This is a genomic window from Ditibartonella apis, assembly GCF_001952075.1.
Lineage (GTDB): Bacteria > Pseudomonadota > Alphaproteobacteria > Rhizobiales > Rhizobiaceae > Bartonella > Bartonella apis.
Window position 1 is genome coordinate 404,747 of sequence record NZ_LXYU01000003.1, and the last position, 24,839, is coordinate 429,585.

The following is a 24,839-nucleotide window of genomic DNA, read 5'->3' on the forward strand; positions in this document are numbered from 1 at the left end:
CAATTTTATTTGATCGTCACTTATTTCAAATGAATGGCAACCCAGCCTTCATGATGCAAGGTTTTGATGTATTTCGCGCCTTCCGCCTCGAAGGCCTTGACCACGCGGTCATGCTGCTCTTCCAAAATGCCTGAAAGCACAATGGAACCACCTTTTTTAAGCGCAGGAACCATTTGTGGCGCAAGTTCAATCAGGGGATTGGCGAGAATATTTGCAACAATGAGATCAAAGGGTGAGCGCTTTTTAATCTCTTCATCATCAAGGCCGGTAGCCGTGATGGCTGTTATTGTTTTGGCGACACCGTTTAAAGCAAAATTTTCTTTCGCAACTTTGATCGCAATCGGGTCAATATCGGTTGCCAGAATTCTGATCGGTTTGATCAAAGCAATACCGATTGCCAGAATTCCGCTCCCCGTTCCAAGATCAAGTGCATTTTGCGGTTTTTCATGTTCCATAACGTCGGCGATAAGTTCAAGGCAGCCGACTGTCGTTCCATGGTGGCCGGTGCCAAAAGCTTGACCGGCATCGATTTCGATTGCAAGATCACCCGGTTTCACCTTGTCTCGGTCATGGCTGCCATGAACAAAGAAACGCCCCGCGCGAACAGGATTAAGTCCTTCAAGACTATGGCTTACCCAGTCAATATCCGGAAGTATTTCTATTTCTATCTTGTTTCCATTGACGCCCAAAACTTGTGCAAAGCGGGGAAGTACCGAATTCTTTTGCGCTTCATCCACATAGAGCGAAACTTCATAAATTCCATTGGCCTCGTCTATTTCGGTTATCGCAAGGGGAAAGGCATCATCCTCGAAGGCGTGATCGAGAAGTTCATATTGTTTTTCGGCTTCGCGTTTCGGCGATTTATAATGTAGGCGGATCTGTCCCAAAATTTTTGTCCTTATGTCTTTTATTGTTTTGCCAGACTCTTGAGACGCTCTATAGCAATCTGGTCTTTCAATTCATTTCTGTTTTCTTCCACGCTATAAGGGATTACGCCGGCAAATTGGCCGCCTTTCTTGGTGAGAAGAATTGCCGCTGTGTGGTCGTAGGTATAATCGCCATTCTCACCGGGTACTTTTTCAGCCGCAATATTGAAAGATGATACCAGTTCGTGGACTTTTGCGGGATCACCACTTATGCCAACAACCTTGTCGGTAAAATTCGATAAATAATCGTGAAGAACTTCCGGAGTATCCCGCTCGGGATCCACCGTGATAAACCAGATATTGATGTTATCCGCGTCCGGTCCCAATTCTTTTATCCAATTGGTCATACTCATCAACGTTGTCGGGCAAATATCCGGACACATTGTGTAACCGAAAAATATCGCTGACGGCTTTTCGCGAAGTTCAACCTGCGTAACGGTTTTTCCATTGGAATCGGTAAGGCTGAAATCCTCACCGAGTGGCGGACTGACGAAGGTTTGCCAACCAAATATGAATGCCATAAAAACCGCAACCAATAAAACAATGTAAAAAACACTTTTAACAGTACTTTTGGTTTCACTCATCATTGCCAAAATCCCTTGAGCTTGATGCACCGTCATAAAAGCCACTGGTGTGACCCCTGAGGATGATATTTTAAAATATATCGGTATGAAAACGATACTGCAATGAAAAGCGGAATTTAAATTATAATTGTCGGAAAGCTTCGGCCAAATAGTCGGGATTGCACTTCTCCTAACCGCGTTTTATGGTAATTCATCATTCAATATACCGGATTATCATGAGCATATCGCCAACAGACCAACGCTTTCAGGATAGTGCGCCGCGCATCCATTCAACAGCCAAACTCCACGGTTGTAAACTTGGACGTTTTTCCGAAATCGGTGAACGGGTTCTCTTACGTGATGTAACGGTTGGAGATTTCAGCTATTTCGAACGCAATGGTGAAGCAATATACACCGATGTCGGCCGTTTTTGTTCTATTGCTTCGAATGTCCGGCTCAATGCCCTTGAACATCCGATGGAACGGGTAAGCATGCATAAGATGACTTACCGGCCGAATGAATATTTTCGTTTCATGACACTCGATAGCGCTTTTCGCGAAAGGCGGCATAATAAACGGGTAACCGTGGGCCATGATGTCTGGATCGGTCATGGGGCGGTGGTGATGCCGGGAATTACCATCGGTCATGGCGCGGTGATCGGTGCCAATGCTGTTGTAACCAAAGATGTCATTCCTTACGAGATTGTCGGCGGCATTCCGGCAAAGCGAATAAGAATGAGATTTCCCGACTACATTATTCAGGCGCTTCTTGACCTTTGTTGGTGGAATTGGCCGCTGAACACACTTTATGAAGCAATACCCGATATGCAACAACTCTCGGCTGAAGAATTTATCGCAAAGTGGAAAAAGCTTGTCTGAGAGTAGAAAAAATCATCAAAGACACGCGATAACACGAATTTTATTTTCAATTTCTCGTTGTTTCTTTCAATAGTTATTTTGTACTTCAATTTTGAAAGGAAATTGAAAATGTCTTCTAAACGTGTTGGCGAGATTATCGTAGAGACACTGCAAAAAGCCGGTGTGAAACATTGTTACGGCATTGTCGGTGATACACTTAACTATATCACCGATGCGATATATCGCTCGAAAATCGAGTGGGTCCATACACGCCACGAAGAAGCTGCTGCTTTGGCAGCAGGAGGAGAAGCTTATTTGACTGGCGAATTGAGTGCATGCGCAGGCTCTTGCGGGCCGGGGAGCTTGCATCTTATCAACGGAATTTATGAATCAAATCGCAATCGCGCTCCGGTTGTGGCCATAGCAAGCCAGCTTTCGACCGAAGTTATCGGCAGTGAATGGCCGCAGGAAGTCGATTTTCCCGCACTCTATTCACATTGCTCGGTATTTTGCGAGCAAATTTTAAATCCGGAGGAAGCCCAACGCATAACGGTTGAAGCTTGTCAGGCAGCGCTGACGAAAAGGGGTGTTGCTGTCATTATTCTGCCGGTTAATGTTTCCATGCAAACAGTAAGCCATATCACGCAATATAGCGTTCATCGGCCGAATCCGGTTATTCGCCCTTCCGATAGCGAACTTGAACAAGTTGCATCCCATTTGAACAAGGGCAAAAAAGTTGCAATCTATGTCGGTTCGGGTGTCAAAGGTGCTCATGATGAGGTGGTCGCTCTTGCGGCAAAGTTGAAAGCACCAATTGGACATTCGTCAAAATCGAAAGATTTCATCGAATATGACAACCCGTATAATATGGGAATGAACGGCATGTTGGGCGGAAAGCCCGGTTTTGACATGGTTGAACATTGCGATACTTTGCTTCTGCTTGGTACCGATTTCGCTTATACGCAATTTTATCCGGACAAAGCGACGATTATTCAGGTAGATGAGGATGGAACCCATTTGGGCCGTCGTCATCCTGTCAATATGGGGTTGATCGGGGATGTCAAATCGACAGCGGCAGCACTTTTGAAATATGTTGACGAAAAAAAAGATACCGGTTTTCTCGACCAGTGTCTGAAAACCAAAGCCGAAGCCGAAAAAGCTGAAGCGAAGGAAACCGTTGTTTCAAAATCGATTATTCATCCGCAATATCTGGTATCGCTTATCAATCAATATGCCGATGATGATGCGCTGGTTACAGGTGACTGCGGTTCGCCAATGGTTTGGTTACTCCGCCATTTCAAAACAAATGGCAAGAGGAGAACGCTTGCCAGTCTTTCCCATGGAACAATGGCAAATGCTTTGCCGCAGGCTATCGGCTTCAAAAAAGCCTATAAAAACAGGCAAGTTATTTCGCTTTCGGGCGATGGCGGCCTTGCCATGTTGATGGGCGAACTTTTGACTGTTGTTCAGGAAAAGATCGACGTCAAGATTGTAGTTTTCAATAATTCATCACTCAACTTCGTTGAACTTGAACAAAAGGTTGAAGGACTGGTTGATCATTATACCGATTTACAAAATCCCGATTTTGCAAAACTCGCCGAATCGATTGGCATAAAAGGTTGGAAAGTTGACAAGCCGGAAGAGCTTGAAAGCTCTGTCAAAGCCTTTTTGAGTGCCAAAGGTCCGGCACTTCTAGATGTCAAAACCAGCGGATATGAACTGGTTATGCCGCCAAAGGTAACGGCCGGCGAAGTTTCCGGAATGGCACTTTATGGTACCAAGGCGATTATGCAGGGACGTGTGAAAGATGTAACCGATCTCCTCATTCACAATTTCATTAAATAATCGCTTTACCAATTTGATAAAATAAAAGGCAGAAAATTGATTTATTTTCTGCCTTTTTAAATTTTATGGAAGTTGCAGCAAAACCGGATGATTACGGCCAAGCAAAAGATATTCATACTTTTTTGACAAAACTGTCGAGTACGCGCTTTTCGCCTGCTTTGTCAAAAGCGATTGTGAGTTTGTTTCCGTCAATCGCTGCGACATTGCCATTTCCGAATTTGATATGAAAAACCCTGTCACCCACGCTGAATTCGGACGGTTTGTCGGAAACCGATTTGGCGACAAGCTCGCCTTCTATGGTTTTCGAACGCGCTGCCCGTCCTGCACCATAGCCGGAATCAACTTCCCCATAACCGATGCGTTCAACATTGGCGCCCGAACGATTACCCCAATTGGTGCGTGTCGCGTCGGTTGCATTCTTTTTGGCTCTTTGCCAACCAGGTGTTGAATAATTATTCTGGAACGGTTCCTGTCGGTCAAAGCGAGATTGCCCATAACCGCCATAGGACGTTTCAACTTCCGCAACTTCAACATGTTCGTTGGGCAGTTCATCAAGAAAACGGGATGGTATCGTCGTTTGCCACAACCCGTGAATACGCCGGTTTGAAACAAACCAGATGTGAAGGTTTTCCTTTGCACGTGTAAGACCGACATAAGCGAGGCGCCGCTCTTCTTCAAGCCCAGCACGCCCGCCTTCATCAAGCGAACGTTGATGGGGAAACAGCCCTTCTTCCCATCCAGGCAGGAATACCGTGTTGAATTCCAGCCCCTTGGCCGAATGCAGCGTCATGATGTTGACTGCGTCCATGTCTTCGTTCTTTTCTGTATCCATGACCAAAGAGACATGTTCGAGAAAACTTCTCAAACTTTCAAAATCTTCCATGGAATGGATAAGCTCTTTCAGGTTTTCAAGGCGCCCCGGAGCTTCGGCAGAACGATCGGCCTGCCACATGGCAGTATAGCCCGATTCATCCAGAATAGTTTCCGCAAGCTCCGTATGAGGGGTATTATCAAGCATATTCTGCCAGCGGCGGAAATCTTCGACAAGCTTTCTTAATGAGCTTCTGGGCTTCGGCTTCAGTTCATCGGTTTCCACCATTTCCTGAGAGGCTTTGAGCATAGGCTCGTTGCGGGCGCGGGCGGTATCATGGATTTGACGAACAGTTGCTTCGCCAAGGCCGCGTTTGGGCGTGTTGATAATACGCTCGAATGCAAGATCATCCGAGGGTTGTGCAACAACACGGAAATAGGCAAGTGCATCGCGAATTTCCTGCCGCTCATAAAAACGCGGGCCACCGATGACGCGGTAATTAAGCCCCAATGTGACAAACCGGTCTTCAAACTCACGCATCTGGAATGATGCGCGAACAAGAATGGCAATGTCATTCAAAGCAAGGCCTTGATGTTGTAATTGTTCGATTTCCTCGCCAATAGCACGCGCTTCTTCTTCCGAATCCCACGCGGCATGGACTTTGACTTTCTGATCATTTTCCGTTTTGTTATCGGTAAAAAGCGTTTTTCCCAACCGGCCTTCATTATGGGCAATGAGATAGGATGCAGCCCCCAGAATATGCGAAGTCGAGCGGTAATTGCGTTCAAGACGGATGACAGTTGCACCGGGAAAATCTTTTTCAAAACGCAAAATATTATCAATTTCTGCGCCGCGCCAACCGTAAATGGATTGGTCGTCATCTCCGACACAACAAAGATTGACAGTTTGTCCGGCAGGGCGCTGTGCCAATAGTCTCAACCACAAATATTGTGCAGTATTGGTATCTTGATATTCGTCGACCAGAATATAGCGGAATTTTTTATGATATTCGCGCAAAACATCAGCGTTTTTCTGAAAAATATGGATGGGATGCATCAACAAATCGCCGAAATCACACGCATTCAGCGTTTGCAAACGTTCCTGATAGGCGCGGTAAAGCTCGCGTCCTTTGCCGTTGCCGAATGAGCGGGCATCACCTTCCGGTATCTGGTCAGGCGCAAGGCCATGGTTTTTCCAACCATCAATCATATTGGCAAAAGTGCGCGCGGGCCACCTTTTGTCGTCAAGCCCTTCAGCCTGAATGAGCTGTTTGATAAGCCTTATCACATCATCCGTATCAAGAATGGTGAAATTGCTGTTGAGGCCGACAAGCTCTGCATGACGGCGAAGAATTTTGACACCGATCGAGTGGAACGTGCCAAGCCACGGCATACCTTCAACCGCTCCGCCAACCAGTTCTCCAATACGATTCTTCATTTCACGTGCGGCTTTATTGGTGAATGTGACCGCCAGAATCTGGCTAGGATAAGCAAGACCAAGCCGCAAAATATGGGCAATGCGTGTGGTAAGAACCCGCGTCTTTCCGGTGCCGGCACCAGCCAGAACCAGAACAGGACCTTCCGTCGTTGTTACGGCAAGGCGCTGCTCGGGATTGAGTTTTTTAAGATAGTCGGCGTCAACATCGGCATTACGGCGCGCAGCCATGGCGCGTTCAGCCAAACTAGCTTGACCATTAGGAGCTTCCTCGCGCGCAGAAGATTGCGGCGTTGGCTTTTTCGGCTCATCATCAAAAAACGGTATATCGTCAGGAAAATCGGTCATCATCACCAATCTAATGGTTCAAGATATTTTCTTCTAGGCCAGAATATAAGCTTTTACACGAAAACGATTGCAAAATCACTTTTTTTTGCGTTGTGCTTCATATTGATAGACGCGCCGGTCGGTCAAATTCTTCCGGTTGTCTATGATTGGAGCAACAACCGGTTTCAAGTCCGGTTCGCGTTTGATCAAAGCGACAAGATCATTGAGCTCGTTCATGGCAACGAGTTTTATAATATCATAGCGAATTGACCCGTCTTTACGCCTCGGCAATTGATGCACGACTTGAAGGGACTCGATTTTCTGGTCTTTCAGAAGATTGCGAACGGCTTTTTCATCAAGCTTGTCGGATTCAACAAAAACATAAAGCCCGACACCTTTTGCGGGAAGCGAATAGGTTGCAATGGCGATATCGCCAATATCCGGATTATTTTTCAAAAGATTGCGAATGACCGGCCCTTGATGTTGAACGCGGTCGCCTGTTCCGTCACCATCCGACCATTTGAACATGTCTTTGGTGATAAAATTATAGACACGCTTGCCTGTTGCCAACCAAAGACGCGACGGCCAGGAGCGGTTTTTTAATATCCGCCTTTCTGTTGGCGTCATAAGTTCCGGCGCAAAACTTCTTTTTTGCTTTATAAGATGACGAAAATCCTCATAGGCAAAATAGCGGTAAAGGGCACCGCGGTGTTTATGCACACTTGCCAACTGGAAATCGATAATCGAGGCTTTTCCGTCGCTTGTCATCAGCCAGTTTTGCGGCTTTGCAAGGTCGTTATGGGTAATGCCCATGCGGCGCAAATTGCGAAGTATTTTAAATGCACTCAAATAAAATTCGGGTTTGTTCGGGCGCGCCAGATGTAGTGGTGTTCCTTCACTCCACGAGCGATAAAGCCCGTCTTTATCAACGGCAATAAGCTGTGGCACGCCTTCAAGCCCGCGGACTTTCTTCAATGCCCGTATTTCTCTTCTTGCCAATATCCAGGCAAGCGGGCGAGACCATTTTGGCGCAGCAGTGACAATGCGGCGGATAACGCGTTTATGCGGATCATCAGCAAAATAGCCGACCCGCGTTTCCGAAAAAACATCGCGCTTTAAAACCATCAGAGCCACAAATTCGGTTAAAAATTGTGGGTCTTTCAAAGGCGGCAAAGCGCTGTCTGAATCGGCAAAATGTTCCATAGCGTTGAGTTAGACGGTTGGCTCTCTTCTATCAAGTCCGTTTGTTCAAATCGGTTAGAAATATAAACGACAAAAAGCAGGAAGTAACCATTATTGTCAAATTCGGACAAAAATAGCACATGTCTTCGGGATAACTTCAGAATCGGTGCTTTTCTAAGGCGCGGTCCAACATAAGTCAGGAAAGCGCACATTGGCTTACAAGTTTCAAGCTTACGTCAAGAAATGAAAGAATAGGCGGGCAGGCGGAAATTTCGCGTTAAGCGGCGTTAGACGATAGTATTTTAAAATGAACCCGCATTACTGATTTTAAAAAACCTGTTTGCGGGGTGCTTCAAATATTTTTTGCAAGCTTCAGGGCAAGCAGGCGCAACGCAGCTGAAAGATTGATTTCGCAAGGTCGTGTCTCGTCGATCAAAGTTACGAGGCTAGCAAAAGAAAGTTCAAGTTTGTTGGCTTCTTGCAGCAGAATATCAATATAGGCCTGCTCAAGTGATATACTTGTTGCATGACCATCAATGCGAACAGAAATTTTCTTTGCCTGCGCTTTCTGCCAGTCAATGGTTCCGATTGACGAGGGCATATCATCCTTGATCTTTGTCGTGAGGAATTTTCCTTATATCAAGAAAGCTTTCGGTTTTTTGTTTTTGTCGTTTATCAAATGCACGCTCGATTTTTGTACGGCCGAATAAAACCCGATTCTCTTCTGCTTCCTTTTCGTTGTTCAGACGTTTCTTTTGTTTGCGAAACTGCCGCAAATTGACAACTTCAGCCATTAAAACCGCCTTATTTCTTCCGGAAGGCATCAAGCGAGACAACATCGGCGGAAGGCTTTTTTTCTTCTGCACTCGACTTATCATCGCCATCAACGGCTTTTTCGTGTGCTTTTATTTTGCCGGAAGTTTTTTTCTTGCCCTTTTTATCGGCAAGAATGGCAAGTTCACCACCTTCTTTTTCTTCCGTTATTGTTTTCACATCGGGGCTATCATTGTCACTTTTCGGCATATCGGATGCAAGATCGAACGCAGCTTCGAATGCCGCCGTCGGATCATAAAAAACCTGAACGGCAGAAAATGGAATGACAAGACGTTCGGGAACGTCACCAAACGAGAGGCTTACTTCAAAACCGGTATCTGAAACATTCAAATCCCAGAACTGATGCTGCAAAACAATTGTCATCTGTTCCGGATAGCGCTCTTTCAAGCGTGATGAAATTTTTACCCCCGGTGCATTTGTAAAAAAGGTAATGAAAAAATGATGGTCACCCGGAAGGCCGGCTTTTGCTACCTCGGACAAAACTTTACGGATAACACTACGTAAAGCGTCCTGAACGAGAATGTCATAACGGATCTGATCATGAACCATCGAAAACCTGTTCCTTCTGCGATGTGTTTTAACCAAACTTGGCACACATCCTTAATGCAATGTAGCCAATTGTAATGCAATGAGGCAACCAAAATCTCCTCAAAAATTTTCTTGACCTTCGATTGATCACAAGCTTCGGTCTCAAACTTGATGAAATGACCGCTATGGCTTTCGGAGAAAAGACAAATTGAAGCCAAAGTTTCAAACTTGAACTTTCAAAATTGAATGACTCGATAGTTTTTAAACAGAATGCTGCTGAACAAAAGAAGTGAAGGCTTCTGTTGCCAGGTGCCTCCGAACCCCGCTTGGACCGGCGAAGGTCCAAGACTTAATTTGAAGCGTTCGCGCCGCAATTAAGCAGCGAGACGAGCTTCCGCATAGTTGTCATTTGCAACTACTTAAGTAGCCCGATAACGGTGGTACAATGCCGGGTAAAAGAGCAATCTTTACGCCCTTGTCGATCCTATTTCGCCCCCTTCATAACAAAAACAACCAGAATAATGAAAGCTGTTTTGGTTGTGGTGGAGGCGCCGGGTACCGCCCCCGGGTCCAATGGGTTTATTACACTGTCCATTTATTACCATAGCTGGCAAGCCAGCACCGCCAATATAGGCAAAATGGCTCTCATAGAAAAGGGGGGTGTCCAACTTTTTCGCAGCCCGTTTCAAATAACGATACAGGCGTTCGGTTAGCTGGTCGGGCTTTTGAATTTTCATTATTCCGGATGAAAAATAATGAAGAATCATTGTTTGCCGAGAGATAAAAAATGTTAAAAGGTCGCTCCTCATTCATGGCAGGAAAACCGGCTTCATGCTCAACCACTTGGGGCAAATAAATATATGATGCAAATGCGGATGAAGTAGCAGTCAAGCGGTATGACAAGAGATTGCCGTTTAACTTGCAAATACACGATGCCGCGGAAATGGCTATAACCGATGGCGCCGCAATGTGTAGAAAAGAGCCCTCGAACAATTTGCGCAAGAGACAAAAACAACCAAGCAGTCAAGAAATGGTAATTAATTGTCGTTTCATTGAAAAACAGTCGTATGAAAATCGGATGATATTATACTTTTTTGTTGCCGATAAACCCGTTTGCCCGGGCAAAGGAAATGGCCGGTTTCACGTCCAATCTCGCTGAGTGTCTAATTCCTCCTTTGCGCGAGGAACAAGAAGATTATGAGATTTGGTGGAAAGGCGAAGGAGGCAGCCTGTTTATTAAAACTTGGATGGGTGGAATTCCGTGTTCTGGAACAACATCGTTCAGTCCGATTTTGTGGCGATCCGATTCTAAAAAATTTAGCTATCGGGATTCATACGGTCATAAAAAAGCCCCTCGAAAGAGGGGCTTTTCCTAATTCAGCAGGAAGTGCTTTTACCGGGCTTCTTCACTTTTTGCTTCTTCAACATGGTGATGTCCGTGTTGGTGTTCATGACCACCCAGTACTTTATGAAGTTGAACCGTATCAAGCTCGTTTTCCCAACGGGCAACGACGATACAGGCTACCGCATTGCCGACGAGATTGGTCAATGCACGGCATTCCGACATGAAGCGGTCAATACCCAATATGATTGCCATGCCCGCGACAGGAATAGCGGGAACCGCACCAAGTGTAGCGGCAAGTGTGATGAAGCCTGCTCCGGTGACACCGGCGGCTCCCTTTGATGAAATCATTGCAACAATCAGAATAAGCAACTGGTGTTCAAGCGTAAGGTTGATGTCCAAAGCTTGGGCGATAAACAATGTTGCCAATGTCATATAAATATTGGTTCCATCAAGGTTGAAGGAATAGCCTGTCGGAATAACAAGCCCGACAACCGATTTCTTGGCGCCTGCCTTTTCCATTTTTTCCATCAATGTCGGCAAAGCAGCTTCTGAAGACGATGTGCCGAGAACCAATAGCAGCTCGTCTTTGATATAGCGGACAACTCTGAAAATCGACACGCCGTTATAGCGGCAGACAGCACCAAGAACGACAACGACAAACAGAATAGATGTCAGGTAGAATGTTGCAACCAGATAGAACAGATTGATGACAGAGCCGATACCATATTTACCGATTGTGAAGGCCATTGCACCAAAAGCACCAATCGGGGCGGCTTTCATGAGAATGGCAACCAATTTAAAAATTGGTGTGGAAAGAGCATGGATGAAATCCAGAATGGGGCGGCCACGTTCGCCAACGGATCCCAAAGCGATACCGAACAATATGGAAAAAAACAATACCTGAAGGATATCACCCTCGGCGAAAGCAGAAACCACTGTTGAAGGAATGATGTTCATCAGGAATTTGACTATGGATGCATCATGGGCTTTTTCGGCGTAAACTTTGACCGAAGCTGCATCGAGTGAAGCAGGGTCAATATGCATTCCCGCTCCCGGTTGCAGCACATTTCCGATAATGAGGCCGATGATAAGCGCCAGTGTTGAAAATGTAATGAAATAAAGCATGCATTTGCCTGCAACCCGACCGACTTTTTTCAAGTCGCTCATACCGGCAATACCGCTTACAATGGTCAAAAAGATAACCGGTGCGATAATCATTTTAACCAGTTTGATGAAGGCATCACCAAGCGGCTTCAACGATGCACCGACATCAGGATAAAAATATCCGAGCAAAATACCACAGATAATCGCGAATATCACCTGCACATAAAGTACTTTGTATAACGCACGACGAGGATGTGGTTGTGTCATTTGTTCAATTTTGTAAGCCATGAAGCCTCCCTCTGATCGACCGCACCACTTTTAAATGGTTCCAGCAGCTCCTCGGCTACCTCCCGACCGACCTTTTCCATAAAGTCCTGCAATTCATATGCCAAGTGACCATTGCTTCGCAAGTTTATTTCAGCAAATAACAGCATTTTCAGTCAATAAAATAATTAAAAATCGGGGGAAAAACAATGAAATCACCATAGGTTAAGCTGATATCCTCAATTTTTGATTCAAATGTTTTTTACCAATTGGGAGAATCCCGTTTTATTTCAAAATAGAATGCCAAACAGTCAACTTTCTCGTGTTAATCCGAACTTTTGTTCGGGATAAAAGCAAATTGCTGCCTGATGATAAACTGAGGATAATTGCATAACGCCACCATGTCTCGGAAGTTTAGCGCTACTTTTGCCGTTTCCGTCGGGGTGATGAAGAGAAGCTAAAGACGCGAAAAAGCTGAAGACAAGAGGAGAGGACTGTGCCGGATTTTTGGCCTGATATTCAAGGTTGGGTGTTTCAATAAACAAAAACGAAATTGTACAATAAAAACAACTTTCGCCACCATTTTGTTCATGACTGGTGGCAATTGATGATTTGACTGCTTTGTTTATAAAATTACTATCAAACCCGGGAAGTTTTTCCAAACACTCCGCCAATGACGGCTATTCCAATGGATAAGGACTACTCATTGCGGCTTTGATAAAATGATGAAGTGCATATCGGAAAGTAGAAGACGGATATAGCTGAAAATCCAAAAAGAATTCTTGTCCTGAAAACTCGAAGTTTCAATGTCTTCGATAATTTTAGCAGTGATTTTTATTCGGCAGGTCGCGCTCCGATATATTTCCAACCTTCGTCAATATCGTTCAAAGAAAACCATTTGGTTTCGACACGCCCGAAAGGCCTGAAAAATTCGACAGCAAGATTAAGCCATTCGGGCCCTCCGACGATGGCATAGCGGTTCAATTTTTTAAAAGCTTCGGCCCTGATTTTTGCGGTATCCTCATTAAACAGACTTTCCCAATCAATACCGTCATATTCTTTGAAGATAACAATCATATCGATATGATCTTGCCCTTCCGCTTCAGCTTCGAAAAGGCCATAGAGATTTTCAACATCCGAAGACGCAAGCACGCCATTGATCGAAAATGCAATAGCACCGGCGCGATCTGTTTTGATTTTGGAGACAACGGATAGTGTATCTTCAGGCAACATGCTTTTCCCCTTCCTTGAAGCGCAATTAAGTTATATGTAGAAAATTAATGTAGCGTTTCAAATAGTCATAAGAACGATTTGAAGCGGAATTTATAGGTGTGGTCGATGACAATAAAGCTATCGGTTAATCTTAACGCTATCGCGGTTTTACGCAATCGTCGGAATTTGCCCTGGCCAAATGTCGTAGGCATGGGGCGCATTGCACTTGATGCGGGGGCAGACGGTATTACAGTGCACCCGCGGCCCGATCAACGACATATAAGATTTAGCGATCTTCCCGACATCCGCCGCCTTATTGATGATGAATTTCCAAATCGGGAATTCAATATTGAAGGTTACCCCGACCCAACATTTCTTGATATGGCAGAAACTTATGCCAACCAGATAACATTGGTTCCTGATTCTCCCAAGCAATCAACGTCGGACCATGGATGGAATTTTAGTCAACAGAGCACTTTTTTAGCTCCGATTATCAAACGGCTGAAGGATCGTTCCATCCGCGTTATTCTGTTTGTAAGTCCGGTTCTCGACGGGCTTGAAGAAGCAAAAAAGCTCGGTGCTGATGGTGTTGAAATTTACACCGGCCCCTATGGCGACGCTTATGACAGCGACAAAAAGCAGTTGCAAGCGCTTGAAGCGGTTACTATCGTTGCCGAAAAGGCAAAACAACTGGGACTCCTTGTCAATGCCGGACATGATCTGACAGTGCCCAATCTTCCCCCTATTGTAAAATGTGTGCCGTGGCTTTATGAAGTCTCAATCGGTCACGGGCTTATAGCAGATGCTTTGGAACACGGTATGAGAAATACCGTTATAAGGTTCAAACGGGCATTAACTGTTTAACCGTCCGTTGCGGCACTAATTTAAGACTATATAAGGCAGGTAATTTTTCCTCCGTTTTTCTATTTCTTCAACAATGAATACTTTCGGCTGAAAGGATTGCGCCATGGCGGACCCTCAAGATATCGACCTTGTGACCGACGATTCTACGCCAGCTGATGAAAGCAATGACCATTCCAAAGAAAGCTTTTTGCTTCTGTTGATCGGCGCCATAGGTGTTGTCTATGGTGACATCGGTACAAGTCCGATTTACGCGTTCCGCGAGGCCTTGCACGCAGGTGCAGGCAATCATGATATTTTGAAATTCGACGTCTATGGCGTTATCTCTCTTATCTTCTGGGCGTTACTGCTTATCGTTACAATCAAATATGTTGTTTTCGTCTTGCGTGCCGACAATAACGGCGAGGGCGGGATTTTATCTTTGATGGCGCTTGCACGCTCGACTTTCCGAAAGAAAGGTGGCTGGGCTCTGGGGATAGGTATACTCGGCGCATCGCTGTTTTTTGGCGACGCCGTCATTACTCCGGCTGTTTCGGTGCTTTCGGCTGTTGAAGGTATGGAAGTTGTGGCGCCCGACCTCGAGCCCTTTGTTGTGCCGCTGACACTCATCATTCTGGTGGCACTTTTTGCTGTCCAAAAGTTTGGAACAGGAAAGGTTGCAATTGTTTTTGGTCCGATAACATTGATCTGGTTTCTGGCTCTTGGCGGGTTCGGTCTCTTCCACATCTTTGATGATCTGACGATTTTGAAATCATTGTTTCCAGGCTATGCTATTTCCTATGTTGTCAGCAATCCTGCAACTTCATTTGCAGCCGTCGGCGCAGTGTTTCTGGCGGTGACCGGTGCTGAAGCGCTTTATGCAGACCTTGGTCATTTCGGCCGTCGTCCGATTGTTGCAGCATGGCTGTGGATTGTGTTTCCTTGTCTTGTGCTCAACTATCTGGGGCAGGGTGCATTTATCCTTTCCCACGGGCGCAATACGATCAATCCGTTCTATCAGATGCTGCCCGAATGGGCACTTATACCGATGATTATTCTGGCAACGATGGCGACAGTGATCGCGGCTCAGGCGGTGATAACCGGTGCTTTTTCCATGGCACGTCAGGCTGTGCAACTCAATATTTTGCCTCGGCTTGAGATATTGCACACTTCGGAAAAAAATCTCGGCCAAATCTATATGCCGCGGATCAATCTTATTTTAGCGGTTATCGTTATTCTTCTGGTGATAGGTTTTGAAAGATCATCCAACCTTGCAGCTGCATATGGTATTTCTGTTACCGGCAATATGATCGTCACAACATCGCTGCTTTTTATCGTCATGAGGCGCATCTGGAAATGGCGGCTCGCTTTATGCCTTCTGCCGACGCTTGCGTTCCTGTGTCTTGATCTTCTTTTCTTCAGCGCCAATCTGATAAAAATCCATGATGGCGGATGGGTGTCCGTCGGGCTTGCCTGCAGCGTGGTGCTGATTATGTGGACCTGGGTTCGTGGTAGCCGGCATTTGTTCAAAAAAACCCGCAAAGCCGAAGTGCCGCTTGATCTTATCGTCACCAAAATGGCCGAAAAACCGCCGATCATCGTGCCAGGTACGGCTGTGTTTTTAACGAGTGATCCGAAAAGCGCGCCCAGTGCTTTGATGCATAGCCTTAAACATTATAAAGTTTTGCATGAAAACAACGTTATATTGACGGTGAATACCGCCTCGACGCCACGTGTATCTTCGGTTGATCGTGCACGGGTTTCCCAGTTTAATGAACGCTTTATGCAAGTCACTTTGACATTCGGCTATATGGAGCAGCCGAATATTCCGAAGGCGTTGGCAATTTGTCGCAAATTGGGGTGGAAATTCGACATTATGACCACATCATTTTTTGTGTCCCGTCGTTCCATCAAACCGGCAGCGAAATCCGATATGCCGATGTGGCAGGACAAATTCTATATTTTCCTTGCCAGAACAGCGGCCGACGCAACCGAATATTTCCAGATTCCTACCGGACGTGTTGTGGAAATTGGCACCCAGATTACAGTTTGAGCGAGATTAGTGTTTAAAAAAGCAATCTTGCTGTTCAAACCGCCGGCTTTGTTGATGAACTAAAAAGGTGACAAAGCCGGTAAAGCCGTTCCACAAATTTCGATTTCTAATAAAAAGAAATTTTTACTGAAAATATTACTTGCTATTGGCAATTTCTCGTAGCATGGTAACGAACCGTACGGTACGGTACGCAAAAAGATGAAAACAGCAGACATGCAACAGTCGACAAATGCTCTGGTCAATAATTTGACAGATCGTCAGAAGGACGTTCTTGACGCAGCACTGCAAGTGCTCGTCAAAGACCATCTGGCGTTGACAATGTCGAAAGTTGCGAAAGCAGCAAGCTGCTCGAAGGAAACACTTTATAAGTGGTTCGGTGATCGCAATGCATTTCTTGAAGCCATGGTCGAATGGCAGGCTTCAAGAGTTCGTGCGGTACCGATCAGTCGCGAAGCGGTTGATGAACAAACGCTTTTCAACAGCCTTGAACATTTTGCACGCGACTGGTTGATGGTTCTGACCTCGCCGACATCGATCGCGCTTAACCGGCTTGCCGTCAGTCAGGCAGGGACGGGCAAATCCAATCTCGGAAATGTCGTCCTTTATCGCGGACCGTTTGCGATGGCGCGTCGCTTGAAACCAATTTTGGAAATCGGTCGCGATTGCGGACTTCTACAAATGGACAATCTTGACAATGCGTTCCGGACATTTTTCGGGCTCGTTGTTCGTGATGTCCAAATAAGAAAATTGCTGGGCGACGACTTTCACATGGATGATGAAGAAATCATTCGTGAAGCGCGCACAGCGACCAGGCAATTTTTTGCTCTTTATGGGCGAAAAAAAACAGATGAAACACAAAATTAAGGGAGTTTTCCATGCGTGTTTATTACGATCGTGATGCAGATGTTAACTTGATAAAATCCAAAAAAGTCGGTGTTATCGGCTATGGTTCTCAAGGCCGTGCCCATGCATTGAATCTGAAAGATTCCGGTGTAAAAGAGATTAAAGTAGCTCTTCGTCCGGGGTCAGCAACAGCAAAAAAAGCTCAGGCTGACGGGTTCGAGGTTGTGACTGTTGCCGAAGCTGCAAAATGGGCTGATCTCATTATGATGGTTACCCCTGATGAATTGCAGGCCGACATTTTTAAAGAACAGATTGCTAACAATTTGCGCGATGGCGCGGCAATTGCATTTGCTCATGGTCTGAACATCCACTTCGGTCTGATCGAACCGAAAAAGACTGTGGATGTCATTATGATTGCTCCTAAAGGTCCAGGTCATACAGTGCGCAGCGAATACCAACGTGGTGGTGGCGTTCCTTGCCTCATTGCCGTTGGTCACGATGCAACAGGCAACGCGCATGATCTTGCTCTCTCTTATGCTTGTGGAATTGGCGCAGGCCGTTCAGGCGTTATCGAAACAACATTCAAGGAAGAGACCGAAACCGATCTCTTCGGCGAGCAAGTTGTTCTTTGCGGTGGTCTTGTCAATCTTATCCGTTCAGGCTTCGAAACTCTGGTTGAAGCCGGTTATGCTCCGGAAATGGCCTATTTCGAATGCTGCCACGAAATGAAGCTCATTGTTGATCTTATCTATGAAGGCGGCATCGCCAACATGAACTACTCGATTTCCAACACCGCCGAATGGGGTGAATATGTCAGTGGTCCGCGCATTATTACGGATGAAGTCAAGGCGAATATGAAGCGTGTTTTGAAAGACATTCAGGACGGTACCTTCTGCTCCAACTGGATGCAGGAATATAAGTCCGGCGCTGTTCGCTTCAAAGCTATCCGCCGGATTAATGACGGCCATCAGCTTGAACAAATCGGTGCAAAATTGCGCGGGATGATGCCGTGGATTAAAGCCAATGCATTGGTCGATAAAACACGCAACTAAGCAAAGCGGTTTGTTTTTATAAAATCTTAACGAAAGAGCCGGTTATACCGGCTCTTTCTTCTTATAAAATTTTGCGAAAACTCGATTTGCAGGTTCAATTGCTTATGGCAATTACGTCTGGTCCTTCCGGCGTTATCGCAACAACCTTTAAGAAAGTGACAAGGACCGGTTTCTTTGATCAAGCGGTTGTTCGAGAGAATTCACGTAGATTTTTCTCGGTTAACGCGTATTTTACGAAAATCATCCTTTGATGCTTGAGCCGATGGAATTTTTTCACCTTCATCATTTGTTAGACAAGACAATTGGCTTTCGGAACAGGCTTCAATGAAGGAACAGGTAACAATAATTTTCAATATTTTGAAAATTTATCAGGCATAAAAAGTCTGATATTTGTTGAAATAGAAAATTTCTATTTCAAATAGGGAAGAAAGCCGCAAACCGCAGCCCATGGCAATTTCCCCGCCTCATAGAGTCATAACGACAATATTTATTTCGGAAATGGTGACTTACAGGTCTGACGCACACCACCACGGTCGATATAAGTGTCATCAGACGAACGATAACTTCTATAACGATCGCTACACCATTGTTGGTGGTTGATATCCGGACCGGTATCCAATTTATATGTCGGGCCACCGGGATTTGTCTGTTCCGGTTTATAATTGCGGTTCGGCTTTGGTACCCCATAATGGGCGTGAGGAAGCGGTGCATTTTGCGGACGGGCTATGGGTGCCAGTGGACTGTTAAGTTCAACCGCATTGCCATTCACCGTGCAGGCGAATGACACAAAAAGTGTTGTAATAAAAATACTTGCTAACCGGCAAGACATGGATTTCCTCATTCAAATTCAAAAAACTTCGGCCAAAGCCGATAAAGCCATCACGTTTCGTTTCGACAGTAATAAGAATTCAATTCTACTTTGTAAAACTTATGAGACGACGACTTGTATTTTCAATAATATACGCCAAATTGGGATGAGTTAGTAGAGAAGGAACCACAGTCATGTCACATTTTTTAAGAAATTTTGTTATTGCCGGTCTTGCTGCAGGAAGCGCTTTTTTGAGTGTCAATGGCGCATCAGCCGACGATAAAGTCACCATCGGTATGCTCGTTTGTACCGGACAAGGGGCAGAGGGGCACATTTTTAAAGCCACCGAAAAGCTGACCTGCGTTTTTCAGCCTAACGACAAAGGGGCACAAACCGATAAATATGTCGGCAAGATTGAACAGCTTGGAATAGACATTGGCAAAGCCGGTGCGGGGCAAATGTCCTGGATGGTTTTGGCCGCCAGCAAAAATGCTTATAAAACCGGAATTCTCGTTGGCAAATATGAGGGGCTTGGTGTGGACGCTGCAGCCGGTGTCGGTGGTGGTGCCAATCTCCTTGTAGGCGATAATAAAGCATTCTCTTTGCAACCGGTGAGTGTCGAGGCTCATGAAGGTGCCAACATTGCTATCGGCGTCTCCAAATTGACATTGGCTACCGACAACAAATAATCGGGTGACAAGTCGCTCGCCTTTTTATGCGGGGCATTTTTCAGCTTGTCTTTGACTTGAGATATTTTAACGCTAATAAGGATGCAGTCTTCCAGGCTGCATCCTTTCTTTTCGGGCATATTCAAACTTTACAGTCCTGCCTGTTTTATCATAAGCATAATGAAGCGAAGGTTCGTCTATTCGGGTCTCCAGTCAAAGAGGGGCCAGTCAAAGAGGGGCCAGTCAAAGAGGGATTTGTCACTGTGGCACATAAAGGTCGTTTTTTCGAAGTGTTCGACGTATTCAGTGACACGATTCTTTCAGGAAATCCTGTGGCAATTGTGCATGATTGCAATGGTTTGACAGACCAGAAGATGCAGGCAATCGCTCGCGAATTCAATTTGTCCGAAACAGTTTTTGTGAAATCACCAAAAGACAAAAAACATATGGCGCGTTTGCGCATTTTTAAACCGGACGGAGAAATGGCATTTGCTGGCCATCCGACAATAGGTGCTGCTGTGTCGCTGGCACTTAAAAACGATTGCCGGAATGATTCGCTCATTATTCTGGAAGAGGAAGTCGGTATTATTCGCGCTGTTGTAGACCAGACCGGAAAGGTGGCTTTCGCCGAATTCGATCTTCCGAAACTGCCTGAACAACTTCCGCTTGATACACCGAAAGAAATTTTTGCAGCGGCATTCGGACTTGAAAGCAAGGATATCGGTTTTGAAAATCATGTGCCAGCTTTATGGACCGCCGGCGTACCATTTTTCTTTGTTCCTGTTCGTGATTTGAAAACAATTGCCAGTGCTTTGCCTGATCCGGTTTATATTGCGGAGAATTTCGACAAGTTGAATGTAAAAACACCGTCATTTTACTTGTATAGTCGGGAAACACAGCTGTTTCAGAGTGCATTCCATGTTCGTATGTTTCGGCCGGACGGGTTTGAAGATGCAGCCACAGGTTCGGCAGCGTCTGCATTTTGCGGTGTCGTCCAGCATTTTGACCATCCTCTGGACGGAAAGAAAAATATCTGGTTGGAACAGGGCATGGAGATGATGCGTCCTTCGAAACTTCGTCTCGAATGGTATGTAGAAAATGGCAAGCTGGTTTCTGCACGCATTGGTGGAACAGCTGTCAAATATTCCGAAGGGCGTATTTTTTGTTGAATATTTTTGTGTTTCAATGATCGATACGTTGATACGATAATTTATCGCCCACCAGTTTCAGCGATTAATTGTTTAAAGTATTCCGTCAAGAAGGGGTTTCAACTCTAGCCAGCAGTATAACAATTCCTGTATGCAGCTTTCTCTCGGCGCAATATCGGTTGAACATGCGAGTTTCTTGTAAAGAATAGCACCTGTAAAAAAATTGAATGACCGCTAATACAAATTAAGTTTGTTGTTTACATCTAGATTACGGGCTAACAAATACGTAATTCCAAAATTTAATTTGGAATATCAGTCGTTTTATCGAAAAATATTAAAATATCAAGATGTACTGGTACTACCGAAAATATATACGTTTGTACGAGTGAATATGAATATTTTAAAATTGACGTTTATTGAACAATATTAAAAAATATTTTATATTAAAATAATATTATAAATTAATGATAATTAAATATAATATAAATAATATATATTATTATTGATATAATGATAAAAATCAACACGATTTTCTAGAAAATATATTTCTATTCTCTTCATTGGAAGAGAATAGAAGGGGCAAAAATGCCGGCTTATCAATGAATAATTTTGTTGATTAATTGATCGAAAATTCTTTTTTCTTCATCAGTCAGATTTCGCAATATCATTGCGTCGGTTTTCTTCATTTCCAGTAAAATGCGTGTGCAAAGAGAATTTCCTGCATCGGTAACTTCCAAGCCGCAAGAACGTCCATTGAGGGGCGTTTTTTTGATCCAGCCCTTTTCTTCAAGATGGGTGGTAATAGGGGCCATATTTGCGCGCTTTATTCCCAGACAATGACCGACTTCCGATTGTGTAGCGCCATGATTTGCATGAATCATCATCAAGACCGAGGCCGCTACAGTGGATATATCCAAGGTTGTCAAACTTCTTCCGAGATATGCCATGTCGTCAGCCGATATGCGCCTGAGCCGGTAGCCGAAAAGACTTCCGATGGGATTTTGTAGCTCATCCGGTTTTTCGTCTTCCTGTTTCATCACGAATTCGTTCCTTGTCGGTTTGTTTTTTAACTGCTATGAATCATAGCAATTATTTATAGCCCGTCAAATGACCGGTTATACATATAAAGAGGAGGAAGCAATATGTCAGATATTGTTAAATTTGAAGTTATCAATAAGATTGCCTGGGTATCTTTTGACAGGCCGGAAAAACGAAACGCTATGAGCCCCGCATTGAACCGCAAAATGATGAGTGTTCTCGACGAATTGGAGTTTCGCGAGGATGTGGGCGTTCTGGTACTGACGGGCGAAGGTTCGGCGTGGACAGCGGGCATGGATTTGCAAGAATATTTTCGTGATACAGAAGCGCAGGGATTAAAGGGAATACGGCAGTCACAACGTGAAAGTTACGGTTGGTGGAGAAGGTTGCGATGGTATCAGAAGCCGACAATCGCAATGGTCAATGGCTGGTGTTTTGGCGGAGGTTATGGCCCGCTTTTTGCCTGTGACCTTGCATTTGCGGCAGATGAGGCAAAGTTCGGCCTGTCGGAGATCAATTGGGGTATTTTGCCAGGTGGTGGTGCTACAAAAGTGGCTGTCGAATTGCTGAGTTTCCGCCATGCTATGTATCATGCCATGACTGGAGAGCTGGTTGATGGCAAAAAGGCTGCAGATTGGGGCTTGGTCAATGAATCTGTTCCTTTAAACAAATTGAAAGAACGGGTGGAAGAAGTTTGCAAAGTACTTTTAGCGAAAAATCCCACTGCGCTGAAAGCGACGAAAGATGCAATCCGTCGTGTGGGTAATATGGATTATGACGAGGCTGAAGACTATCTCGTTCATATGCAGGAGGCTGCTAATTCGTTCGATAATGAAGGACGCAAGGAAGGGATGAAGCAGTTTCTCGACGAAAAAACCTATAAGCCGGGGCTTGGTGCATATAACCGGAATAAATAGACCTCGACAAGCATATTGTTGGGAAGAGCAATGTGCTTTCATAAGCAGCATTTGAATTGCGATAGGGCTGGTGAGCCTTAATGAGCGGGATTTGGAGGAGAAAATGGCCGCTATCAATGATCGCAACGAGCACTTCAGGCTCGATTGCCTTTTGCACCCGAAATCCATTGTTATCATCGGTGCATCGCCTAATACCGGCGCACTAGGATTTTCTGTGCTGGAAAATTTAAAAAAACATCATTTCAAGGGTGAAATCTATCTGGTAAACCCGAAATATGATGAAATTAATGGGCATCATTGCTATCTCAACATTAATGATTTGCCAGAAGCTATTGATGCGGCCGTTTTAGCTATTCCGCGTCAGTCGGTTCTTTCAACAATGGAGGCGTTGGCAGCAAGGAAAACCAAAGGCGTGGTTATCTTTTCGGCAGGGTTTGCCGAAGACGGAGAAGAGGGGTTAGCCCAACAACGCCAAATCGCCGAGATAGCACGCGAAAACAGTATGGTCGTCAATGGGCCAAACTGTCTTGGCATCATCAATTTCGATCATCATTCGCCCCTGACTTTTATCAAAGCACCGCTGATGAAAGAGAAGTTCGGCAGAAAAGTTGCCATTGTTTCGCAAAGCGGGGCAATGTCGGCAGTTTTAAGCGTATCTTTGACGGCACGTGACATTCCGCTTTCTTACGCAATTTCTTCAGGAAATGAAGCAGTCAATACAGTCGAAGATTTTCTTCATTCGCTTATGAACGAAGAAGATGTCGGCATTGTCGCGATGATTGTCGAACAATTTCGCAAGCCTGAATTGTTCTTGTCCATTGCTCGACAGATGCAGGCTTCCGGCAAAACCATCGTTCTTCTTCATCCTGGGAAAAGTGCGGAAGCACGGCAATCTGCCGCGACACATACCGGTGCAATGGCTGGTGATTATGATTTGATGAAAGTTATGGTCAAGCGTGCAGGTGTATTGCAGGTTGATGATCTGGAAGAATTGATCGATGTGTGTGATCTCTTGAGCCGCTATGGTACGTTCAAACAGGGAGGCGCTGTTATTGTCACTGAATCGGGGGCATATAAAGCTTTGGCGCTTGATCTTTGTAAAGAGGTCGGTTTACGGCTCCTGAAGCTTGATGAAAAACAACATGCGGAACTGCGTTCGGTTTTACCTTCTTTTGTGGCTCTTTCAAATCCGGTTGATCTTACCGCTCAAGGTCTGGTCGAACCGGCGATCTATGGGCGTGTGATTAAGGCATTGAACAAAGACGATAATATTAATGCGATTTTTTTACCGCTCATCCAGACAGACCATGAAACCTGTGAAATCAAATATCCGGAAATCATTTCGGCAATTGGAAACATAAAACCGCGTTGCCCTATCGTTTTTGCCGGTCTTGATGATGGCGCTCCGGTGCCTCAGCATTTTATCCATGCACTCCGGAAAAATGGCGCTTCCTATTTCAGTTCACCTGACAGAGCAATTCGGGCTTTGGCATTGGTTACCAATCACGCCGACTTTGAACGGTCCGTGGCTGATGAAACGCTAAAACCGATCCGGTTTGACAGGGTAAAGGGCTCAGGGATTATCGCCGAATATCGTTCAAAAGAACATCTCTCGTTGGTGGGCATAAACTTTCCGGATGGTGCATTGGTTAGTTCATTGGAAGATGCGCTTGTCGTTGCCGAAAAATTGGGTTTTCCGGTTGTCATAAAAGCACAGTCGGAAGCTCTTCCGCATAAAAGCGATGCAGGCGGTGTTGTTATCAATATTCATAATGCTGACGATTTACGGCAAGCTTGGCAAAAGTTGTACGCCAATGTTGCCCATCATCGCCCTGATGTGAACATTGAAGGTGTGTTGATTGAAAAAATGGGGGAAAAGGGAATTGAACTCATTGTTGGCGCCAAGCGTGATCCGCAATGGGGGCCGGTTATTCTTATCGGAGCAGGCGGGGTAACAGCAGAGCTTTATCACGACAGTTGCCTTATTCCAGTGGATGTCGGCCGAAAGGAAATTATAGAGGCATTGAATAGCTTGAAATGCATTCAACTGCTGAACGGGTTTCGCGGTTCGCCGGAAAAGGACAAAGATAGCGTTGTCAACCTGATATTACAGCTGGCTGGAATCATGCGTGCCACACCGGAAATCACAGAAATAGATCTGAACCCCGTGGTGGTTTACGACAAAGGTCAGGGAGCAATCGCACTTGATGCTCTGATTGAGATAAGTGAGGTCATGTAAA

At 45.2% G+C, this 24,839-nt stretch carries 21 protein-coding genes and 1 other RNA gene; 10 read left to right on the forward strand and 12 right to left on the reverse strand.

Translation table 11 applies throughout. From position 1 onward, the window contains the following. Positions 1-20 precede the first annotated feature (20 nt). The gene (locus PEB0122_RS08685; protein WP_143238822.1) at positions 21-890 is read right to left on the reverse strand and encodes a 50S ribosomal protein L11 methyltransferase; all 870 of its coding nucleotides are present in this window, start codon (positions 888-890) and stop codon (positions 21-23) included. 17 nt (positions 891-907) lie between these two features. Then, entirely contained in the window at positions 908-1,513 is a 606-nt protein-coding gene (locus PEB0122_RS08690) for an SCO family protein (protein ID WP_225867835.1), read from the reverse strand. A 212-nt stretch (positions 1,514-1,725) separates the two neighbouring features. Between PEB0122_RS08690 and PEB0122_RS08695 the strand changes: the two genes are divergently transcribed. Both PEB0122_RS08695 and PEB0122_RS08700 read left to right on the forward strand, forming a co-directional pair. Next, on the forward strand, positions 1,726-2,367 hold the full coding sequence (locus PEB0122_RS08695) for a DapH/DapD/GlmU-related protein (protein ID WP_075916754.1): 642 nt from the start codon (positions 1,726-1,728) through the stop codon (positions 2,365-2,367). Positions 2,368-2,475: 108 nt separating this feature from the next. Beyond that, on the forward strand, positions 2,476-4,191 hold the full coding sequence (locus PEB0122_RS08700) for a thiamine pyrophosphate-dependent enzyme (RefSeq protein ID WP_075916756.1): 1,716 nt from the start codon (positions 2,476-2,478) through the stop codon (positions 4,189-4,191). Positions 4,192-4,303: 112 nt separating this feature from the next. Here the strand turns inward: PEB0122_RS08700 and PEB0122_RS08705 are convergent, their stop codons facing one another. The 8 genes from PEB0122_RS08705 to PEB0122_RS08745 form a co-directional block, all read right to left on the reverse strand. Then, complete coding sequence (locus tag PEB0122_RS08705; protein WP_075916883.1) at positions 4,304-6,784, reverse strand: ATP-dependent helicase; 2,481 nt, start codon at positions 6,782-6,784, stop codon at positions 4,304-4,306. Between the two features lie 75 nt (positions 6,785-6,859). Beyond that, positions 6,860-7,966 (reverse strand): serine/threonine protein kinase, encoded by a 1,107-nt coding sequence (locus PEB0122_RS08710; RefSeq protein ID WP_075916758.1) that lies wholly within the window; start codon positions 7,964-7,966, stop codon positions 6,860-6,862. Between the two features lie 331 nt (positions 7,967-8,297). Then, a complete protein-coding gene (locus PEB0122_RS08715) occupies positions 8,298-8,546 on the reverse strand; it encodes a ribbon-helix-helix domain-containing protein (RefSeq protein ID WP_075916760.1) in 249 nt (82 codons plus the stop codon). A 1-nt stretch (position 8,547) separates the two neighbouring features. Beyond that, complete coding sequence (locus PEB0122_RS08720; protein WP_075868660.1) at positions 8,548-8,739, reverse strand: DUF4169 family protein; 192 nt, start codon at positions 8,737-8,739, stop codon at positions 8,548-8,550. Positions 8,740-8,749: 10 nt separating this feature from the next. Beyond that, on the reverse strand, positions 8,750-9,328 hold the full coding sequence (locus tag PEB0122_RS08725) for an SspB family protein (protein WP_075868658.1): 579 nt from the start codon (positions 9,326-9,328) through the stop codon (positions 8,750-8,752). Positions 9,329-9,595: 267 nt separating this feature from the next. Beyond that, positions 9,596-9,966, reverse strand: a transfer-messenger RNA (tmRNA) gene (gene ssrA, locus PEB0122_RS08730). Between the two features lie 734 nt (positions 9,967-10,700). Beyond that, complete coding sequence (locus tag PEB0122_RS08735; RefSeq protein ID WP_075868655.1) at positions 10,701-12,044, reverse strand: dicarboxylate/amino acid:cation symporter; 1,344 nt, start codon at positions 12,042-12,044, stop codon at positions 10,701-10,703. A gap of 810 nt (positions 12,045-12,854) precedes the next feature. Then, the gene (locus PEB0122_RS08745) at positions 12,855-13,253 is read right to left on the reverse strand and encodes a SpoIIAA family protein (RefSeq protein ID WP_075916764.1); all 399 of its coding nucleotides are present in this window, start codon (positions 13,251-13,253) and stop codon (positions 12,855-12,857) included. A 105-nt stretch (positions 13,254-13,358) separates the two neighbouring features. Here PEB0122_RS08745 and PEB0122_RS08750 point away from each other — a divergent pair, with 105 nt between their 5' ends. From PEB0122_RS08750 to ilvC, 4 genes are all read left to right on the forward strand, one after another. Continuing rightward, positions 13,359-14,096, forward strand: coding sequence for a pyridoxine 5'-phosphate synthase (locus PEB0122_RS08750; RefSeq protein ID WP_075914235.1), 738 nt, complete (start codon positions 13,359-13,361; stop codon positions 14,094-14,096). A 103-nt stretch (positions 14,097-14,199) separates the two neighbouring features. Next, positions 14,200-16,125, forward strand: a complete 1,926-nt coding sequence (locus PEB0122_RS08755) for a potassium transporter Kup (RefSeq protein WP_075916766.1) — start codon at positions 14,200-14,202, stop codon at positions 16,123-16,125. Between the two features lie 213 nt (positions 16,126-16,338). Next, entirely contained in the window at positions 16,339-16,989 is a 651-nt protein-coding gene (locus PEB0122_RS08760; RefSeq protein WP_075869824.1) for a TetR/AcrR family transcriptional regulator, read from the forward strand. An 11-nt stretch (positions 16,990-17,000) separates the two neighbouring features. Beyond that, entirely contained in the window at positions 17,001-18,020 is a 1,020-nt protein-coding gene (gene ilvC / locus PEB0122_RS08765; protein ID WP_075868645.1) for a ketol-acid reductoisomerase, read from the forward strand. A 487-nt stretch (positions 18,021-18,507) separates the two neighbouring features. Here the strand turns inward: ilvC and PEB0122_RS11975 are convergent, their stop codons facing one another. Beyond that, positions 18,508-18,849, reverse strand: a complete 342-nt coding sequence (locus PEB0122_RS11975; protein ID WP_075868643.1) for a BA14K family protein — start codon at positions 18,847-18,849, stop codon at positions 18,508-18,510. A 173-nt stretch (positions 18,850-19,022) separates the two neighbouring features. Here PEB0122_RS11975 and PEB0122_RS08775 point away from each other — a divergent pair, with 173 nt between their 5' ends. Together PEB0122_RS08775 and PEB0122_RS08780 are read left to right on the forward strand one after the other, a co-directional pair. Next, complete coding sequence (locus tag PEB0122_RS08775; RefSeq protein WP_075868641.1) at positions 19,023-19,517, forward strand: DUF992 domain-containing protein; 495 nt, start codon at positions 19,023-19,025, stop codon at positions 19,515-19,517. A gap of 242 nt (positions 19,518-19,759) precedes the next feature. Beyond that, the gene (locus tag PEB0122_RS08780) at positions 19,760-20,665 is read left to right on the forward strand and encodes a PhzF family phenazine biosynthesis protein (RefSeq protein WP_075869823.1); all 906 of its coding nucleotides are present in this window, start codon (positions 19,760-19,762) and stop codon (positions 20,663-20,665) included. Between the two features lie 575 nt (positions 20,666-21,240). Here PEB0122_RS08780 and PEB0122_RS08785 read toward each other — a convergent pair. Then, entirely contained in the window at positions 21,241-21,681 is a 441-nt protein-coding gene (locus tag PEB0122_RS08785; RefSeq protein ID WP_075868639.1) for a MarR family winged helix-turn-helix transcriptional regulator, read from the reverse strand. A 105-nt stretch (positions 21,682-21,786) separates the two neighbouring features. On the opposite strand from PEB0122_RS08785, the gene PEB0122_RS08790 reads away from it, so the two are divergent. Together PEB0122_RS08790 and PEB0122_RS08795 are read left to right on the forward strand one after the other, a co-directional pair. After that, a complete protein-coding gene (locus tag PEB0122_RS08790; protein ID WP_075916769.1) occupies positions 21,787-22,599 on the forward strand; it encodes a p-hydroxycinnamoyl CoA hydratase/lyase in 813 nt (270 codons plus the stop codon). 103 nt (positions 22,600-22,702) lie between these two features. Further along, entirely contained in the window at positions 22,703-24,838 is a 2,136-nt protein-coding gene (locus tag PEB0122_RS08795) for an acetate--CoA ligase family protein (RefSeq protein WP_075916771.1), read from the forward strand. The last annotated feature ends 1 nt before the right edge of the window (position 24,839 follow it).

Bases quoted from the DNA above. Each gene is read 5' to 3' on its own strand.
- PEB0122_RS08690 (WP_225867835.1), bottom strand. From the start codon at position 1,513: ATGATGAGTGAAACCAAAAGTACTGTTAAAAGTGTTTTTTACATTGTT.
- PEB0122_RS08695 (WP_075916754.1), top strand. From the start codon at position 1,726: ATGAGCATATCGCCAACAGACCAACGCTTTCAGGATAGTGCGCCGCGC.
- PEB0122_RS08700 (WP_075916756.1), top strand. From the start codon at position 2,476: ATGTCTTCTAAACGTGTTGGCGAGATTATCGTAGAGACACTGCAAAAA.
- PEB0122_RS08705 (WP_075916883.1), bottom strand. From the start codon at position 6,784: ATGACCGATTTTCCTGACGATATACCGTTTTTTGATGATGAGCCGAAA.
- PEB0122_RS08710 (WP_075916758.1), bottom strand. From the start codon at position 7,966: ATGGAACATTTTGCCGATTCAGACAGCGCTTTGCCGCCTTTGAAAGAC.
- PEB0122_RS08715 (WP_075916760.1), bottom strand. From the start codon at position 8,546: ATGCCCTCGTCAATCGGAACCATTGACTGGCAGAAAGCGCAGGCAAAG.
- PEB0122_RS08720 (WP_075868660.1), bottom strand. From the start codon at position 8,739: ATGGCTGAAGTTGTCAATTTGCGGCAGTTTCGCAAACAAAAGAAACGT.
- PEB0122_RS08725 (WP_075868658.1), bottom strand. From the start codon at position 9,328: ATGGTTCATGATCAGATCCGTTATGACATTCTCGTTCAGGACGCTTTA.
- PEB0122_RS08735 (WP_075868655.1), bottom strand. From the start codon at position 12,044: ATGGCTTACAAAATTGAACAAATGACACAACCACATCCTCGTCGTGCG.
- PEB0122_RS08745 (WP_075916764.1), bottom strand. From the start codon at position 13,253: ATGTTGCCTGAAGATACACTATCCGTTGTCTCCAAAATCAAAACAGAT.
- PEB0122_RS08750 (WP_075914235.1), top strand. From the start codon at position 13,359: ATGACAATAAAGCTATCGGTTAATCTTAACGCTATCGCGGTTTTACGC.
- PEB0122_RS08755 (WP_075916766.1), top strand. From the start codon at position 14,200: ATGGCGGACCCTCAAGATATCGACCTTGTGACCGACGATTCTACGCCA.
- PEB0122_RS08760 (WP_075869824.1), top strand. From the start codon at position 16,339: ATGCAACAGTCGACAAATGCTCTGGTCAATAATTTGACAGATCGTCAG.
- ilvC (WP_075868645.1), top strand. From the start codon at position 17,001: ATGCGTGTTTATTACGATCGTGATGCAGATGTTAACTTGATAAAATCC.
- PEB0122_RS11975 (WP_075868643.1), bottom strand. From the start codon at position 18,849: ATGTCTTGCCGGTTAGCAAGTATTTTTATTACAACACTTTTTGTGTCA.
- PEB0122_RS08775 (WP_075868641.1), top strand. From the start codon at position 19,023: ATGTCACATTTTTTAAGAAATTTTGTTATTGCCGGTCTTGCTGCAGGA.
- PEB0122_RS08785 (WP_075868639.1), bottom strand. From the start codon at position 21,681: ATGAAACAGGAAGACGAAAAACCGGATGAGCTACAAAATCCCATCGGA.
- PEB0122_RS08790 (WP_075916769.1), top strand. From the start codon at position 21,787: ATGTCAGATATTGTTAAATTTGAAGTTATCAATAAGATTGCCTGGGTA.
- PEB0122_RS08795 (WP_075916771.1), top strand. From the start codon at position 22,703: ATGGCCGCTATCAATGATCGCAACGAGCACTTCAGGCTCGATTGCCTT.